The 16,963-nt window shown below is 59.1% G+C and carries 17 protein-coding genes and 1 pseudogene; 11 read left to right on the top strand and 7 right to left on the bottom strand.

Features of this window, described 5'->3' with window-relative positions:
* The first annotated feature begins 2 nt into the window (after positions 1–2).
* The 9 genes from FAA86_RS21275 (at position 3) to FAA86_RS21235 (ending at position 8,787) form a co-directional block, all read left to right on the top strand.
* Entirely contained in the window at positions 3–2,459 is a 2,457-nt protein-coding gene (locus FAA86_RS21275) for a conjugal transfer protein TrbE (protein ID WP_136543000.1), read from the top strand.
* Entirely contained in the window at positions 2,431–3,234 is an 804-nt protein-coding gene (gene trbJ / locus FAA86_RS21270; RefSeq protein WP_136542999.1) for a P-type conjugative transfer protein TrbJ, read from the top strand. Before FAA86_RS21275 ends, trbJ begins: the two co-directional genes overlap by 29 nt.
* 17 nt (positions 3,235–3,251) lie before the next feature.
* Complete coding sequence (trbK, locus tag FAA86_RS21265; RefSeq protein ID WP_210309990.1) at positions 3,252–3,431, top strand: entry exclusion protein TrbK; 180 nt, start codon at positions 3,252–3,254, stop codon at positions 3,429–3,431.
* A complete protein-coding gene (trbL, locus tag FAA86_RS21260) occupies positions 3,425–4,603 on the top strand; it encodes a P-type conjugative transfer protein TrbL (protein ID WP_136542998.1) in 1,179 nt (392 codons plus the stop codon). The genes trbK and trbL overlap by 7 nt, the downstream gene beginning before the upstream one ends.
* A 20-nt stretch (positions 4,604–4,623) precedes the next feature.
* The gene (locus FAA86_RS21255; RefSeq protein WP_097143207.1) at positions 4,624–5,286 is read left to right on the top strand and encodes a conjugal transfer protein TrbF; all 663 of its coding nucleotides are present in this window, start codon (positions 4,624–4,626) and stop codon (positions 5,284–5,286) included.
* A gap of 16 nt (positions 5,287–5,302) precedes the next feature.
* Entirely contained in the window at positions 5,303–6,115 is an 813-nt protein-coding gene (gene trbG / locus FAA86_RS21250; RefSeq protein ID WP_136542997.1) for a P-type conjugative transfer protein TrbG, read from the top strand.
* Positions 6,116–6,118: 3 nt separating this feature from the next.
* Positions 6,119–6,556 (top strand): conjugal transfer protein TrbH, encoded by a 438-nt coding sequence (trbH, locus tag FAA86_RS21245; RefSeq protein WP_136542996.1) that lies wholly within the window; start codon positions 6,119–6,121, stop codon positions 6,554–6,556.
* A 14-nt stretch (positions 6,557–6,570) separates the two neighbouring features.
* Positions 6,571–7,869: an IncP-type conjugal transfer protein TrbI gene (gene trbI, locus FAA86_RS21240; protein ID WP_136542995.1), complete on the top strand. Its 1,299-nt coding sequence runs from the start codon at positions 6,571–6,573 to the stop codon at positions 7,867–7,869.
* Between the two features lie 216 nt (positions 7,870–8,085).
* Complete coding sequence (locus FAA86_RS21235; protein ID WP_246035156.1) at positions 8,086–8,787, top strand: autoinducer binding domain-containing protein; 702 nt, start codon at positions 8,086–8,088, stop codon at positions 8,785–8,787.
* A 1-nt stretch (position 8,788) separates the two neighbouring features.
* Here FAA86_RS21235 and FAA86_RS21230 read toward each other — a convergent pair whose 3' ends face one another.
* Positions 8,789–9,109 (bottom strand): transcriptional repressor TraM, encoded by a 321-nt coding sequence (locus FAA86_RS21230; RefSeq protein WP_136542994.1) that lies wholly within the window; start codon positions 9,107–9,109, stop codon positions 8,789–8,791.
* 139 nt (positions 9,110–9,248) lie between these two features.
* On the opposite strand from FAA86_RS21230, the gene FAA86_RS21225 reads away from it, so the two are divergent.
* Together FAA86_RS21225 and FAA86_RS21220 are read left to right on the top strand one after the other, a co-directional pair.
* Positions 9,249–9,488 (top strand): helix-turn-helix domain-containing protein, encoded by a 240-nt coding sequence (locus FAA86_RS21225; RefSeq protein WP_136542993.1) that lies wholly within the window; start codon positions 9,249–9,251, stop codon positions 9,486–9,488.
* Positions 9,478–9,777 (top strand): annotated as a pseudogene (locus FAA86_RS21220) (DUF433 domain-containing protein); the annotation flags it as partial. The gene FAA86_RS21225 and the pseudogene FAA86_RS21220, both read left to right, overlap by 11 nt.
* Positions 9,778–9,792: 15 nt before the next feature.
* On the opposite strand, the gene FAA86_RS21215 reads toward FAA86_RS21220, so the two are convergent.
* The 6 genes from FAA86_RS21215 to traA all read right to left on the bottom strand — a co-directional run bounded on the left by FAA86_RS21215 (position 9,793) and on the right by traA (position 16,778).
* The gene (locus FAA86_RS21215; protein WP_136542991.1) at positions 9,793–11,046 is read right to left on the bottom strand and encodes an ATP-binding protein; all 1,254 of its coding nucleotides are present in this window, start codon (positions 11,044–11,046) and stop codon (positions 9,793–9,795) included.
* An 85-nt stretch (positions 11,047–11,131) separates the two neighbouring features.
* On the bottom strand, positions 11,132–11,740 hold the full coding sequence (locus tag FAA86_RS21210) for a TraH family protein (RefSeq protein ID WP_136542990.1): 609 nt from the start codon (positions 11,738–11,740) through the stop codon (positions 11,132–11,134).
* A gap of 14 nt (positions 11,741–11,754) precedes the next feature.
* Positions 11,755–12,915 (bottom strand): conjugal transfer protein TraB, encoded by a 1,161-nt coding sequence (locus FAA86_RS21205; protein ID WP_136542989.1) that lies wholly within the window; start codon positions 12,913–12,915, stop codon positions 11,755–11,757.
* Complete coding sequence (locus tag FAA86_RS25220; protein WP_377344665.1) at positions 12,905–13,141, bottom strand: S26 family signal peptidase; 237 nt, start codon at positions 13,139–13,141, stop codon at positions 12,905–12,907. Before FAA86_RS25220 ends, FAA86_RS21205 begins: the two co-directional genes overlap by 11 nt.
* A gap of 38 nt (positions 13,142–13,179) precedes the next feature.
* Complete coding sequence (locus FAA86_RS25215; RefSeq protein WP_377344667.1) at positions 13,180–13,437, bottom strand: S24/S26 family peptidase; 258 nt, start codon at positions 13,435–13,437, stop codon at positions 13,180–13,182.
* A gap of 32 nt (positions 13,438–13,469) precedes the next feature.
* Positions 13,470–16,778, bottom strand: coding sequence for a Ti-type conjugative transfer relaxase TraA (traA, locus tag FAA86_RS21195; protein WP_136542988.1), 3,309 nt, complete (start codon positions 16,776–16,778; stop codon positions 13,470–13,472).
* Positions 16,779–16,963: the final 185 nt, after the last annotated feature.

Genomic DNA, 16,963 nt, shown 5'->3' with positions numbered 1-16,963 from the left:
CAATGGCTGCCCTCAAACATTTCCGCGCAACAGGTCCCTCGTTCGCTGATCTGGTTCCCTATGCCGGCCTAGTCGACAACGGCGTCCTGCTTCTGAAGGACGGCAGCCTGATGGCTGGCTGGTACTTCGCGGGTCCGGACTCCGAAAGCGCCACCGACCTCGAACGCAACGAGCTTTCTCGGCAGATCAATGCGATCCTGTCGCGTCTCGGGACCGGGTGGATGATCCAGGTCGAGGCCATCCGAGTGCCAACGGTCGACTACCCCACGCCTGACCAGTGCCATTTTCCCGATCCTGTCACTCGCGCGATCGATTTGGAGCGGAGAGCCCACTTCAGGCGTGAGCAGGGGCATTTCGAGAGCAAGCATGCGATCATTCTCACCTACCGGCCGCTCGAGTCGAAGAAGACCGCGTTAGCCAAATACATCTACTCGGACGAGGAGAGCCGGAAGAAATCCTATGCAGACACAGTGCTATCAGTGTTTCGAAACGCGATCCGGGAAATCGAACAGTATCTGGCCAACACCCTGTCGATCGCCCGCATGCAGACCCGCGAAGTTCGCGAGAGGGGAGGGGAGCGGGTCGCGCGCTATGACGACCTCCTGCAGTTCGTTCGTTTTTGTATCACGGGGGAGAGCCATCCGGTCCGGCTGCCGGAAGTCCCGATGTATCTCGACTGGCTGGCAACGGCTGAGCTGGAGCACGGCCTGACGCCAAAGGTAGAGAACCGGTTCCTCGCGGTTGTCGCCATAGATGGCCTGCCTGCCGAGAGCTGGCCCGGCATCCTCAACAATCTCGACTTGATGCCGCTTACCTACCGCTGGTCGTCGCGCTTCATCTTCCTTGATGCGGAAGAGGCACGCCAGAAGCTCGAACGCACGCGGAAGAAATGGCAGCAGAAGGTTCGCCCATTCTTCGATCAGCTTTTCCAGACGCAGAGCAGATCGGCCGATCAGGATGCCATGACCATGGTCGCCGAGACCGAAGACGCCATCGCTCAGGCTTCGTCCCAGCTGGTTGCATACGGCTACTATACACCGGTCGTGATCCTGTTCGATGAAGACCGCGACGCCCTGCAGGAAAAGGCGGAGGCTATCCGCCGGCTGGTCCAGGCCGAGGGGTTCGGAGCACGTGTCGAGACCTTGAACGCGACAGATGCGTTTCTCGGGAGCCTGCCGGGGAACTGGTACGCCAATATCCGTGAGCCGCTGATCAACACGAGCAACCTAGCGGATCTCATTCCATTGAACTCGGTATGGTCGGGAAATCCGGTGGCGCCGTGCCCGTTCTTCCCACCGAACTCGCCGCCGCTGATGCAGGTGGCTTCGGGCTCAACCCCGTTCCGACTGAACCTGCATGTCGACGATGTCGGCCACACCCTGATCTTCGGACCTACAGGTTCGGGTAAATCGACCCTGCTCGCCTTAATCGCTGCGCAGTTCCGCCGCTATGATTGTGCCCAGATTTTTGCCTTCGACAAGGGCAACTCGCTCCTGCCCCTGACGCTTGCTGCCGGCGGCGATCACTACGAGATTGGCAACGACCAAAAGGGGGAGGGGAGAGCGCTGGCATTCTGCCCGCTCTTCGATCTTTCGACAGATGGCGATCGAGCATGGGCGACCGAGTGGATGGAAACGCTTGTCGCCCTGCAGGGCGTTTCCATCACGCCGGACCACCGTAATGCAATCTCTCGCCAGATCGGGCTGATGGCGACAGCACCCGGAAAGTCGCTATCGGACTTCGTCAGCGGCGTGCAGATGCGCGAAATCAAGGATGCACTCTATCACTATACGGTCGATGGCCCGATGGGTCAGCTTCTAGACGCTGAAGAGGATGGCCTGACGCTTCGAGCGTTTCAGTGCTTCGAGATCGAGCAGCTCATGAACTTGGGCGAGCGTAATCTGGTGCCCGTCCTCACCTATCTCTTCCACCGGATCGAGAAGCGGCTCGACGGCTCACCTAGTCTTATTCTCCTCGACGAGGCTTGGCTGATGCTCGGCCATCCCGTGTTTCGCGACAAGATCCGGGAATGGCTGAAGGTTCTCCGCAAAGCCAATTGCGCGGTCGTTCTGGCGACGCAATCCATCTCCGACGCTGAGCGCTCCGGCATCATCGACGTGCTGAAGGAATCCTGCCCGACCAAGATCTGCTTGCCGAATGGCGCTGCGCGCGAGCCGGGCACGCGGGAATTCTACGAACGGATTGGCTTCAACGAGCGTCAGATCGAGATCGTTTCGGGTGCCATCCCCAAGCGCGAATACTACGTCGCCACGCCAGACGGACGGCGGCTCTTCGACATGTCGCTCGGGCCAGTGGCGCTGAGCTTTGTGGGCGCATCGGGAAAGGAAGACCTCAAGCGCATCAGAGCGCTGAAGGCGGAACACGGCCAGGAATGGCCGACCCATTGGCTTGAATCGAGAGGAGTTCACGATGCCACGTCGCACCTCAACGTCCGGTAACTGGATCGTCGCAACGATGACTGCGGCAATCGCGCTGTCGCCGATTGTTTCCGCCCATGCAGGGTCAGCAACGGGCGCTGCCACCGAATGGACGCAGCTCGCCAACAATGCGCAGCTCATCGACCTTCTGAAAAGCTCCGGCCTGCAGGTCGACAATCAGTTGACCCAGATCACGCAACTCGCCGAGCAAATCCAGAACCAGCTGAAGATCTATGAGAACATGCTGCAGAACACGGCGCAGCTCCCTGATCATATCTGGGGCCAGGTCGAAAGCGATCTCAACCGTCTGCGCAGCATTGTTGATCAAGGGCATAGCATCTCTTTCTCGATGGGCAATGCCGACGACGTCCTTCAGCAGCGGTTCAATAGCTATGCGGATCTGAAAACCAACCTGCCGAACGCCGAGTCTTTCTCGAACACCTACCAATCCTGGTCGGACACGAACAGGGACACGATCGGCAGCACTCTGAAAGCAGCCAGTCTGACAGCGGATCAGTTCGATACCGAGGAGGGCACGATGAGTTCGCTGCGATCGATGTCGGAGTCGGCCGACGGCCAAATGAAGGCCCTCCAGGTCGGACACCAGATTGCCGCCCAGCAGGTTTCCCAAATGCAGAAGCTGCGTGGTCTTGTCTCGCAGCAAATGACGATGATGGGGACATGGCTCCAGACCGAGCAGACGGACAAGGACCTCGCACAGGCCCGGCGTGAGAAATTCTTCAATGCCGACGTTACCACGATCCCGAGTGGCCAGAAGATGGAGCCACGCTGGTGAGCCGCCCGGTCCTCGTCATGGTGCTGGTCATGGTCGCTGCGGCGGCTTCCGCCACCACTTTTTATTTCGTCCAGGCAAACGCCCCGGCATCACCCGAGATGAGCGAAGAGCAACGGATCACCCGTGAGAAATTTTTCGGCACATCCAAGGAGCTGCCCCCGATCGAAAAAAGTCAGGAGATGCGGCCGCGATGGTAAAGCGAAATCTTGAGCGAGCCTTCGTGCTCGGCGGCATAGCCTGCCTGGTCCTCGCCACCCCAGCGTTCGCGCAGCAAGGACAGGTCCTGACAGAGCTTGAAAACCAGGTCTCTGCTGCCGCGAAGGGGTGGGAGACCACCATAATGGACGCGGCAAGGTCGCTATTCTGGATCCTTGCGGGGATCGAGGTCGGCATCGCCGCCGTCTGGCTCGCCATACAAGCCGCGTCGCTTGATAGCTGGTGCGCTGAACTCGTCAGACGGATCATGTTTATCGGCTTCTTCGCGTTCGTTCTAACCCAGGGACCAACGCTTGCGAGGGACGTCGTCAACAGCCTCTATCAGATCGGCGCTGGCGGCGGATCGGCTTCGCCGGCCGAAGTGTTCGATGCCGGTATACGGGTGGCTTCGCAGATGTCCGAGCAGGCGAAGTTCGGGGTGTTCGAGGACAATGCGCTTGCGATCGCCGCCGTCCTGGCGATGGGGGTTGTGGTGATTTGCTTCTCGCTCGTGGCCGCAATCTTCGTCGCGGTGATGGTCGAGATGTATGTCGGACTACTCGCCGGCATGATCATGCTCGGCTTGGGCGGCTCGTCCTTCACCAAGGATTTTGCCGTCCGTTATCTGGTCTATGCCTTCGGCGTCGGTATGAAGCTCATGGCCTTGGTCATGATCGCTAAAATTGGCTCGGAAGTGCTCCTCGGACTGGCACAAGGACCGACGGCGGAAACAGATCAGTTTATCACCACCTTGGCGATCGCGGGCATCTCTGTCGTGATCTTCATAATCGCAATGTACGTTCCCAACATCATCCAGGGCGTCGTTCAAGGTGCATCCGTCACGGGCGGCATGGAAACCATTCGTCACGGCGGCCAGACGACATCATTTGCTCTCGGCACAGCATCGCTTGCCGCAGGTGCAGTGGGCGCAGGCGCTGCAGCAGCCCAATCCGCGCGGGCTGCGGGATCATCTGTGGCAGGTGCCACACTTCGCGGCATGAGTGCTGGCATCGGATCGGCAGGAAGGGCCGCAAGCTCCGCCGTGAAAGAAAAGGCGATCGGTTCGCCCGGCGCCTATGCCGGTTCGATCATGGGGCTCGCCAACGCCAAGCTCGATCAGGCTCGCACAGGGCATAGCAGCCCGACACCACCTCCCGAACGACACAACACCTAATTATCAGGAAGGCAAAAGCGATGGCAGCAAATCAGCCGCCCGACAGCCCTTACCTTGCCGCCCGGCAGGAATGGACGGAACGATATGGATCCTATGTCCAGGCCGCACGCGCATGGAGGATCGTCGGCATTCTTGGGCTATCGATGGCCGTGATTGGCTTCACCTATGCCATGTATCTCAGCACGCAGGTCAAGCTGGTGCCCTACATCGTCGAAGTCGATAAACTCGGCACGTCGGTGACAGCAGGCTTCCCGCAGCAGATCGAGTACGCCGATGCCCGGGTCGTTCGCGCAACGCTCGGCAACTTCATCACAAGCCTGAAATCGATCACGCCGGATGCCGTGGTGCAGAAGCAATACATCGACCGGACCTACGCGCTGCTCAGGACATCCGATCCTTCCACCCAGAAGATCAATGCCTGGTTCCGCGGCAACTCGCCGTTCGAAAAGGCGAAGACATCGACCGTCGCCATCGAGGTCAACAACATCGTAGCGCTGTCCAACCAGACCTATCAGATCGACTGGACCGAATATGAGCGCGATCGCAAGGGCAAGGAGACCGGCACGAGGCGGTTCCGCGGCATCGCGACGGTCGCGCTCACCGCTCCACAGGACGAGGCGATCATCCGCCTCAACCCGATCGGTCTTTATGTCCAGGACTTCGACTGGACTGCACAGCTTTAAGGGCAGGGGAATTGACATGCACAGAACAGGATTGATCGCTGCCGTCGGCTGCATGGTGGGACTCGTCCTCGCGGATTGCGCGGCCGCACAGAGCATGACGTCGAACGAGGTGAAGGGGACCAACCTCTCGCGGAAGTGGCGGGGGACGCCGGGTCTAGTCACGACGGGACCTGATGGCAAAGTGATCTTTCTGTTCGGCGAAACCCAGCCCTCGGTTGTGTGCTCGCCGCTTCAGGTTTGTGACATCGAGCTGCAGGGTGGCGAGATCGTCCGAGACGTGCTTGTCGGTGACACGGTCCGCTGGAAGGTAGAACCGGCGACGTCTGGGGCAACCGGTGGACAGGCGATCCACCTGATCGTCAAGCCGTCCGAGGCCGGCCTCGTCACGTCAATGGTCGTCACGACCTCTCGACGAACCTACCATATCCAGCTTAAATCCCATCCCAGCCAGTATATGGCGCGGATCGGCTTCGAGTATCCGGAAGATGTGTCGACCAAGCTGGCTGACATCAATGCCCGGCTCGAGACTGGCGGCACTCCCGGAACTGCTCCAGATAAGCTGGACTTCGCCTATTCGGTTAGCGGCGGAGCCTCATGGCGGCCGAAGCGCGTCTATTCCGATGGCGTCAAAACCTACATCCAGTTTCCACGGTCCATCTCTGGGCAGGACGCTCCGGTGCTATTCGTCGTCAGCGGCGGCCAGAACCGCATCGTCAACTACCGCATGAAGAACGACATGATGATCGTCGACTACGCCGTCGACAAAGCCGTGCTTGTCTCCGGGGTTGGTTGGCGCCAGCAAAAGATCACCATCCGGCGCGGAGGTTGACCGATGAACAAGTCTCTTGCCGCCATCATCATCACTGCCATCCTTTCCGGTTGCCAGACTGCGGATGAAATGCAGACCACAAGCGCCACTCCGATTTCTGTTACAGGGGCCACCGCAAGCGCAATCGCCGGCGATATGGCGAGCCGCCTCGCCGAACAGGTCGGCCGGGCTGGCGCCACTACGCTCAAAATGGAAAAAGATACCTCCGAATACGCCGCCGCTCTTGAGGCCGCGCTAAAGGGATGGGGGTACACGGTCGCTACCGATGAGAAAGTCGGTAAGGATCAGAAGCCTGTCGAGTTTACGTGGTCAATCGACAGTTTCGACGGTCAAGTACTGGCGCAAGTCAGCACACCAGCCGTTGCGCTTGGTCGGGTCTATACGGCGACGTCATCAGGCGCGACACCTGCCAGTCCGCTTTCGGTCATGCAGCGAAACTGAGGGAAGGCGAGACAATGGTTCAATCGCTCCAGCTCGGCACGGGGGGTAGTTCTGACGATCAACAGAGCATGCGACGCCTCAATCGCCTGCCAATCATCGTCGCTATAGTCATCATTGTTCTGTTTTTCGGCGTGGTCATCATCGGCCTTTCGTGGCGTGGCCTTTCCCTCAACCGGGGAAACGAGCTCGACACCGGTACCACTGCGCCTGCCACTTCATTTGGCGATCAGCTGAAGCGTGGCGTATCCGATGGAATCATCGGTGAGCCGGACCAACGGACAGTATTCCAGCCGACACCTGTCGTTAACGAGCGTGAGCGCGTGAGAGAGCCGGTGGTGGAACGTCAAGAAGTCACCCGAACGGAACGCAGAACGCAACTCGAGCCAGAGGCTGAGTGGCGAGCGCGGCTTAAGCGCGAACAAGATGAGCAGATTCTGCGTGAGGCACAGCGCCAGCGAATGGCAAGCATGCAGGCTCGCGCAACAGCGCTAGACTCCCCGCTCAAGGTAGATGTGTCCGAAGTGCAGAGAAGCTCGTCGGAAACCGCAATCGATGCCCGTCAACCGCTCAATTCCATGACGAACAGCGCATCCGATCTTTACAGCGCCGCGATGAAGTCCGGATTACTCGGACAGAACGTCGATCAAAACGGCCAGACCTCAAAGGAAGACTTCTTCAACCAGGACATCAAGGATCTTGGCTACCTGCCAAACCAGGTGGTCCCGCAGCTCTCGCCCTACGAGCTGAAGCGTGGGTCTGTCATCCCTGCGACTATGATCACGGGCCTGAACTCCGACCTTCCGGGCAGGATTTCGGCACAGGTCAGCCAGAATGTCTATGACAGCGCCACGGGCTACCGGCTGCTCATTCCGCAGGGGACAAAACTCTTTGGTCGTTACGATTCCAAGTTATCTTTCGGGCAGGAGCGCGTATTGGTCGTCTGGACGGACCTCATATTCCCGAATGGATCGACACTTCAGCTCGGTGGCATGGCCGGCACGGACATGGAGGGCTATGGCGGCTTCAAGGACAAGGTCGATCGCCACCTCTGGCGTACGTTTGGCTCTGCCGCGCTCGTTGCCATCATCGGCACAGGCATAGATGTGTCGATGCCTGAAAGCTCGACACTCGCAACGCAGGATACCGCGTCCGACGCGGCCCGTCGGAATTTTGCCGAGAGCTTCGGCCGAGTGGCCGAGCAAAGCATCTCGAAAAATCTGAATGTCCAGCCGACGGTCAGGATACGGCCGGGCTACAAATTCAACGTATTGGTAGATCAGGACATCGTCTTTCCAGCCGCGTATCGCGACTAGCCGAACAGGCCTGCCCTGCAAATGCCACAGACAGATTGAATCGTTATGACCTAATGCAATCTTGCATGGCTAAAAACTATCATCTAATGGTCAACTTCAAAGCCGCATGCTCGTGTGCGGCGACTTGACTCGGAGCTATCGCGCCCTCAGCCAAGGGCATCCCTAGATGACTGCAACTGTGGTGCAGTCATACCCTCAGTCGAAGGAGGCTGTGAATTGAATCAATGGTTTGACCGTTTGACCGAGCAGGTCGCCCTGGCTCACGACGAAGCTGCAGTGAGGGCCACCCTGGAAAAACTCAGTCAGGAGGCAGGTTTTGGCGCCTATGCGTATCTGAGCCTTCAGGCAGAAACCCACACGGCAATCTCAAACTATGACATCGAATGGCAGCAGCGATATCTCGAAAGAGCATATGCCTTGATTGATCCGGTCGTGCGAAACGCGCGCGATAAGCTTGAGGCCTTCGCGTGGTCCAATGAAGCATCAATGCGAATGAGCAAGGAGCGCAGGGCCTTCTACGGAGAGGCCGGGGAGTTCGGAATCCGGTCAGGGATTACCATTCCGATCAGGGCGGGCTTTGGACGTATGGCGATGCTTACACTTGCCTCAGCAGATGCGGACTTCGCCCAAGGACAACAGCTAAACCCGGTCCTTGCGGCTTCGGCAGTCGCGCAACTGCATACGAGGCTCGAAGGCCTGGGAGCGAAGCCAACCTTTCGAACGCCAATTCGATTGAAGGCGGATGAATTAACCTGCCTGCGATGGTCGGCCGAGGGCAAATCGATGCGTGCGATCGCGATCATCGAGAACACCACCTATGCCAATGTCGCGTTCTTCGTTCGCAATGCCAAGGCGGCATTGGGCGCGACGACCTTGCCGCAGGCGACAGCCATGGCCACAAAGTTCGGCCTTATCTGAATTAGTGTCCCTTTGATCTCGGCATGTCTGGAATATAGCCCAGAATGTCGAGAAGCGTGGACACGACCGTCTGCTGGGCATGCACGGCAATCATCGCCTGTATGTAGTCTTGGCTTGCCTCGCGCGCCGTGTCTGAGTCTGTTGCGGCATCGACTTTCGCTTCGAGCATCACTGCGTCGTTGCGCAAGCGGCGATGCTTCTCAATCTCCCGCACAACATGGCGTTCGATCTCCTCAGGCGGTTGATCACTCATCAAACCGATAAGTGGACGCAATATGAGTTTATTGGCAGACACAGGCCCAGCTGCAGTTGTTTTTGACATGATCGATCCAGTTACTGCCCATATGCGGTCTATGTAAACCGTCTTGAAAATCCGACGTGCGGCGGGGCAAGCCGATATAGCAACCGTTTATATACTATAGTTGATAAACTTAAAGTATGTAAACGGTGATCTTCAGCGCATGGATATGCGCAAGCTGGTCGGTCGAAACTTCGCCCGCCTTCGTCGGGAAAAAGGCCTGACGCAGGAGGATGTCGAAGCGCGCTCGGGCTTCAGCCAGCAATATCTGAGCGGTCTCGAACGGGGGAAGCGAAACCCGTCCATCGTCACGCTTTATGAAATCGCCCAGGCGCTCGGAGTGAGTCATGTCGAACTGGTCACCCCCGACAAAGAGGCTGGAGATCGAATTGTCCCTTCGTGAGGCCGAAAATGCTGTTGAGCGTGTCAGGGGCGTCGGTGGCGGCGAACCCGTATTCAAGAAGACCCGCGTTCCTGTTAGAATGGTTGCAGCCATGAAAGCCCAAGGCGCGACCACAGAGGAGATCGTTGCAGGTTATCCGTCGGTCACAGTTCGCATGGTCGAGCTTGCAGAGATTTGGACGGCGGCACACCCGGCACTCGGCCGACCGCCCAGACTTTCGGAACTTGGTGCTACGGTGATCAACGCAAAGCGCTTCTCGCTGCCGCTGCCACCGGGCAAAATCTCATAAGCCTCGTAATTGGCCTCACATCGACCAGAGGATTGAGAGGGGTGCCGCCTGAAGGCGTTCGGCGAATGGCGTTATGCGGTCATGATCGTGCAGGACGAGGCCTCGCACGAAACGATCCCCGACCGCTGCCTGCAATTGACGTAACCCGCGAAAATCATCGGCCTTGATGGTCGCAGACGCCTTCACTTCAATACCGATGATCCGGCCCCGCCGATCCTCAATCACGATATCGACCTCATCCAGATCCTTCGTTCTATAGTGCGAAAACGATACGCGTCTCTCCGACCAGGATGCAAGTTTCATCAGTTCGGAGACGACAAAACTCTCTAGCAGGGCGCCAAATCGGGTCTTGTCGTCGGATAGCCTCGCCAACTCGTCTTCGCGCAACGCCGCTAGAAGTCCTGTGTCGATGAAATGGAGCTTTGGCGTTTTGACAAGCCGACTGAGCCGGTTGTTCGACCATGGCACCAAAGTTTTGACAAGGAATAACCGCTCCAGGATGGCTATGTATTTCTGAGCGGTGACCCCGGACAATCCCAGCGCCGAACCGAAGCTGCTATTGTTGATCAATTGGCCGGCATGTTCCGCAAGGACATTCAAGAGGCGTGGCAAACGATCGAGCTGATCGATGTTGGCAATGTCGCGCACGTCGCGATCCAGGATCAGACTGACATAGTCTTCGAGCCACGAGACGCGCCGGGCCGACGTGGTTCGCCTCAATGCTTCAGGGTAGCCGCCAGCCAGAACCATGCTCATCAGGTCCTTGCCCAGAAGAACCTCGCCATCGATGACTGGTTCTTCCCCCGCAAACAATCGATCGAGCATGAGGCCCGGACTTGAACGGATTTCAGCCTGCGCAAAGGGAAGAAGCGGAATGACTGCCATTCGGCCGGCGAGCGAGTCGGCAATGGCCGGAATGGTCGCAAGATTAGCGGAGCCCGTCAGCAGAAACCGTCCCGGCTCCTGAACGTCATCCACGCTTGCCTTAATTGCGAGCATCAGATCGGGGACTCGTTGGACCTCGTCGATAACCGCTCGCTTGATCCCGCGTATAAAACCTGTGGGGTCGGCTTTGGCGGCGTTTAAGGTGCCCGCATCATCCAATGTGATATATGGTCGATCCCTGCCCGAGTACATGCGCGCGAGCGTCGTCTTGCCAGCCTGCCGAGGCCCGGATATCAAAACGACACGGGTATCGGCCAGAGCTGTCTCCACGAGAGGGAGTGCTTTACGATCAATCAGTGACTTTGAACTCGGGTCATCGGCCATGCGGCCATTCTTAACTCATGCCCCGTCTAATTTAAAGTGTAGCGCCGTCCATTTTTAATTTAAAGAGCGACCAAACTTAAGCCCGTCACTTCTGACCGCCGATCCTCGTCAGGTCGATTCGGATACCAGCGTCGTCCGGTTCGATCAGATTTTCCTCCGGTTTCAATATGGTGTTGTCTTCCTCACCTTCAGCAGCATCGTCACTCTCCACCGCCGCTCGCTGCACGACCGCTCCACCCGGATCCTCAGCCTGAAACACGCTCTCACCCTCGAACTTGCCGGTTCGCCAGGCGTGGATCGCATCGTCGAACAGCTGCGGGAACACCTCCTCGCTGGTTGGATTTCCATACCACTTCGCAACGATACGAAGGATCTTGGCGAACATTGCCGTACCCGTCCGCAAATTGTTGCAGGGATCGACGAGATCGACCTTGAGCTCCGACGCGTCCTTTAACCCGATGCCCGCGGGGATCTGAGTGAGGCCGACCCGAACGATGGAGTGACCGATGTTCTGGTGAACGATCTCGATCGCCTCCTCGGGCGTTTTTGGTTTGGGAACAAGGATCAGTCGGCCGCTGGACCTCACTGAGATCGCAAGCGGGTCCTCCGAGCCGACGGCCTGGACGAACTGCTCGACGATCACCGGCTTCAACGATGGGTCGGCACATTCCTTGATCAGCGCAGCATCCAGCATGCGAGCTCCATATTTCAGATGTTGAATGAGATGACGAGAGGAAGATCGAACAGGCGTGCCCAGGCCTCGCTGCTCGCCTGCTGAATGTCGATGATCGACGTCCCCGCAGTCCACCAGCCGTTCCCGACTGCGACGATGGCCTCGGGCCGGTGGAACGCCGATTGTAACAGCGGCCAAACGAGGAGCTGCTCGTAGCAGATCAGTGGCGCGACTTTTGCAGTGCCGACCTCAACGACCGGGTTTGCGAAGAAATGCGCCCGTGCGCCGCCTTGTTCGCCGGTCAAGCCCCGCCAGGGTTGCCACATCGATCCGGGGACAGGCATCCGCTCCCGATAGAGAACCTGGCTCCCATCAGCCGACAGTTTTACGAGCACATTGTCGTAGCCTTGGCTGTCGACGATTGCCGCTCCCGCGATGACAGTGATGCCCGTTCCAGTGAGAGATCGCTGCCAGACGCGGCTAACCGTCGGCGTCCAGAAGCCGAGAGCGCTTTCTGGCAGCACGACCGTTGTGCCCGCCGGTTGGGCGCGAGCGATGTCGATCAGTTCCTGTTGCCGCTGGAGGCCCACTTCGCGGCCGAGGGATGCACCCATTTCCAGATTGACACCCATCCACGGCGAAGGTGGAATCGGCGTAGTCCACTCAGCGGCGGACCAGAGCCAGAAGCCAATCATGGCCGTGGCTGCAGCCGGCCGATACCGCGTCGTCATGACGCCCAGGCCGGCTGCCATCGCCGAAAGACCCCACCATCCCCAGCCAGGAAAAAGAACGCCAGCAGCTGTGATCGGATGTGCCCATCCCAGGATACCGAATGGTGGGACCGCCATTGCGCCGCATGCGGCCATGTATCGGAACGACTTCTGCCACCCCTTTCGATCCGTCCATAGCACAGAATGGATCGTGACGAACGCGGAAGAGGCGATAAGCCAGAGCAGGAAACCCGGCCAGATATCCGATGAGTAGAAGTTCGCCACACCCTGCGGCAAACCCCTCGATGCCGCGAGGAAGTAGGCAGCAGAGATCGCCGTTGCCTGCAGACGCGTGCGTGTCAGGGACCAGAACACGGGAAAAGCAGCTGCGACGGGCAAGAGAAGCACATTACCACTCCAACCGATCCATCCCGCGCTGGTGGACAGTGCGACGAGGGCAACATTCCGCAAGAGATCAGGGCGCATAGGTCCAGACCTCCTGCGCCAGGCCGAGTATTCCATCCATCGGCAGAGGGCCGAAGTACCGGCTGTCGAAGGATCCCGGAAACTCGGAATGGAGAAAGACCGCGCCAGGCGGAACGACACCGCCATCGTAGTGCACCATCTCACGCCTCTGGCCATCGGTCCGTGCAACACGCGAGTGAGAAAGTGGCCGACCATCGATGCGGACATCGTCATGGATCTCGATCACATGTCCAGATGTCGCTACGACCGTCTTGATCAGAGGCGCTACGCGGCCGGCGCAGAGGCCGACACGCAGATATCCACGCGCGCGCGCGCTTCACGCATCTCGCCGGTGGCGGGTGGGCAGATAAAGATGAGATCGCCAACAAGGACCGGACGATCAGGCTCGACGATCCGCCACAGGCCCAGCGGTTCGCTCGGCGTCAGATTGAACCTGAAGCCCTGACCTCCGAGCAGCACAATGAGGCCAAGTGTGAACAGGCCGACGCTGCTGATCCGATAGAACCAAACGAGCCGCTTCATGCGCAAGAGCTCTTTATGTCGATGGCGCATCTTCATTTGAGAGAGAGCCCCTGGGATCTCGTCTGGCGCAATGCTTCCGCCTGCTTGAGCGCCGTCACGCTGCGCTCATGGGCGGACAGCTGCTGCACCGTCCGCATCGTATTCCAGACCTGTTGCACTTCACTCTTTTGGGCAGCATTCATGCCTGAAGTCACGCGCCGGAATGCCTCGCCGCTGGCATCCTTCGCAGCCAGGGGCAGGAAGGTTCTCTCTCCGAAACGTTCGGTAACCGCCTTCGCGAAACCTTCCAGTTCAGCCTTCACCATTTTGTCGGCGAGCGCGTATTCAAGACCCGAAGGCAGGTCGTTGCGGTCGATGGCATCACGGACGCGTTCCAGCACGGTCTTCGCATTGGATGAGAGGGCAGGGATCTCCAGCGCGACCTGCCTGCGGACTGCCAGCTCCTCGGCGTGATTTCGCCGTTCGGCATCGCCACGCTGGCGGAGATAGTCGCTGATGCTGTCCGCGAGCGGTGTCACATTCTTCAGCGCCCGGTCCCGGTCGACCTTGTCGCTGCGGCTGACGAGTAGACCCGTCTTGCCCTTAAGGGCACCGAAGGTTTCAGGCTCGCTGGCAATTCTGGCGATGGTATTTTCCGCAACTGCCTGGTCGCGCAACATCGCATCGACATTGACGGCTTTGAAGGCGCTTTCCGGCTGGGCGTAGACTTGGATGAAGCGCATCGAGACTTCTTCCCATTGCTTCTTAAGCGCTGGGTCTGCGGCGAGCTTGTCCTCGACGGCCTGATCGATCGTTTTTGGGAAGGTGGTGATACCGGCCACCATGGGCTTCGTCTCCTTTGCTGCAGTGGGAACGGTATTGGCCGTCGATGCTGCGAGGCCGAGTTTGGCGCCGATGGCCGCAAGCTTGCCGGCGAGATCGAACAGCTTTTGCTTCTGCCGGATCGTCCACTCGAGACGGTCAAGCGCGACGGTTCTGGCAACGTTGACGATGTGAAGGCCGCGCGCCTCGGCAAAGCGCAGGGCTTGGCCGTAGATGCTGCCGCCGGCGTAATCGAGCGTCGTTTCCTTGGAATTCCTGCGCGACAGGATCTCGACCAGACCGCCAGCCTTGGCGAAGGATCGGCGGCCGTAATAGACGCCGAGATCCTCACGGTGACGGGTCATCGCCACATAGGTGAGGTGACGATCCAGCGAGAGGGAGGCCAGCACCTTGACCCGGTCTACCGTTGCACCCTGGCTCTTGTGCACCGTGGTCGCGTAGCCGAGATCGACGTTGTTGTAGAAGCGCTGTTCGACCGTGACCTGCCGCTGATGATCACCCTCGCCGATCACCGCCACGATCCGACCCGGTGTGGCTTCCAGCACCTTGCCCAGCATGCCGTTCTTGACGTCAAGCGCGCCTTCGTTCTTCAGGAAGACGATCTGGTCGCCGGCTGCAAAGCTTCTAACACCGTCGGCTGTCTTGAACGGCGAACCGTGCTCGATAATGCCGCGCTCGATCAGCTTTGTGCGCGCCAGCTCGTTCAGCATGCGGACGTCACGGCGCAGGTGCGCAAGGATCAATGTGGACTTGGCAGGATCGTAGTCGCGGTTCCAGTCGGCGATGAGGTTGGTGACCGCATCCGTCTTCAGCTCTGAGCCAATCATCTTGCCATTCGACTGATAGGCTGCAATCGCTTTGCCGACATGGCCGCGCGCGAGATCGAGCGATGCGTCTCGCATCCATTGCTCACGCTGGCGATAGATTGTTTCGAGTTCGGCATAGCCGATGCGATCGGCAATAGCGCGGAAGGCAGCACCCGCTTCGATCGGTTGAAGCTGCTCCGGATCGCCGACTAGCACGAGCTTGGCGCCAGCTTTGGTGACAGCTTCGACGAACGTCGCCATTTGCCGCGACGACACCATGCCAGCCTCGTCCAGAACGAAAACCGTCTTGTGGTCGAGTTGCCCGCGACCCTGATCCCAGCGGAGTTCCCAGGACGACAGGGTACGGGATACGATGCCCGCTTCCTTCTCCAGACCTTCAGCCGCCTTGCCGGCAAGCGCACCACCGACGACGCGATAGCCGGCCGCTTCCCAGGCGTCACGCGCCGCCTTCATCATCGTAGTCTTGCCAGCACCTGCGCGGCCGATCACGGCGGCAACCCGCTCAACACCAACGACATGTTCGATGGCGACTTTCTGCTCATCGGAGAGCCGTTCATGGTGCGCGAAGATCGCCTCGAGCACCGGTTGCCGGACGCCATGCGAAGACCGCTGCGAGAGCCAGATCGCGCGGTTCGCCATCTCGGCTTCAAGACGGATCAGCTCGCGCGTCGTGTATTTCGCCGGCGCCCGAACTCCGGTTGCAAAGTCCACTCGCTCGCGATCAAGCCGAAGGGTCTCAGGAGATTGCAGGATGCGCGCCATCAAGCTTCGGAAGAGGCCCGCATCGTCGATATAGCGATGTAGGACCTTGGCGACATCGCGTTCGTCGAAGACACTCTTCTCCCGCGTGATCAGGTCGAGAACGATCGCTGGATTGCGCTGGATCCGTTGGGCGTTCTCTACTCGCCGCTCTTCCTGCAGCTCCAGCCGTTCGAGCGCAGCTTTCTCCTCCGCACCGACCGCCTTCCGCTCGATCGCCTTCGTGCCAACACCAAGATGGATGGTGGGCGTCAGCTCAATTCCCTGCTTCTCAAAGGACCGGCCATCGATCCTGACATCGAAGCCCGCAAGTGCCAGATGCTGGTTCTGGCAGGCAAACCAGCCATCGCGAAACGCGTTGAAGTCATCGAGCCCACCCGCCCAGAGCTCATAGACGATTTTGCCGTTGTCATTGCGCAGCGCTTTGCCGTCCGGTCCCACGACGGCCACCTTCTTCGCACCGAAACCGTCTACGGTAAGCGGCCGCAAGGTTGTCATCAGATGGATGTGCGGATTGCCTGGTGCATCATGAAAGACCCAGTCGGCCACCATGCCCTCGGACGTTATGTGTCTTGCCACGAAATCCCGCACGAGCTCGATGTTCTGCTCGACCGACAGCTCTATCGGCAAGGCGATGGTGACATCCTTTGCAAGCTGCGCATCAGACCGTTTCTCAAACTCCTCAACCTTGTTCCAGAACGCTTCCGACGCTCCCGAGACAGACCGATCGGCAATCATCGATTGCAACCATTCCGGCGCATCGGCCGGGATGACAAACTCCTCATGAAGCAGGCCCTGCTTGCGGGTGTAATCGATCGTCCTTGCTTCCCGCTCATAGTCCATCTTGGCGCAATGCCGGTAGGCCGCCGACAGCACGGCGCTGCGGCCGGAGCCGCGGGCGACGATGCTGACTGAAAAATGCGGGACGGCCATGACCAGGCTAGCTCCTTCATTCGAACAAAATCAACGTGTTCGTGAGGATCGGAAGGCCCCGCGAGGGTCCAAAAGCAAAGCGTCGCATCAGCGACGTATAATTGCGCCCTTCGGATCCGTCCTTGCGAACGGACGGGATGATGCTCAAAAGCGTAGGCTCCGCCTACTCGCATTTCTGTTAGTAG

This window comes from Rhizobium rosettiformans W3, assembly GCF_004912135.1.
Lineage (GTDB): Bacteria > Pseudomonadota > Alphaproteobacteria > Rhizobiales > Rhizobiaceae > Allorhizobium > Allorhizobium rosettiformans.
This window is presented reverse-complemented; position numbering and strand designations above follow the sequence as displayed.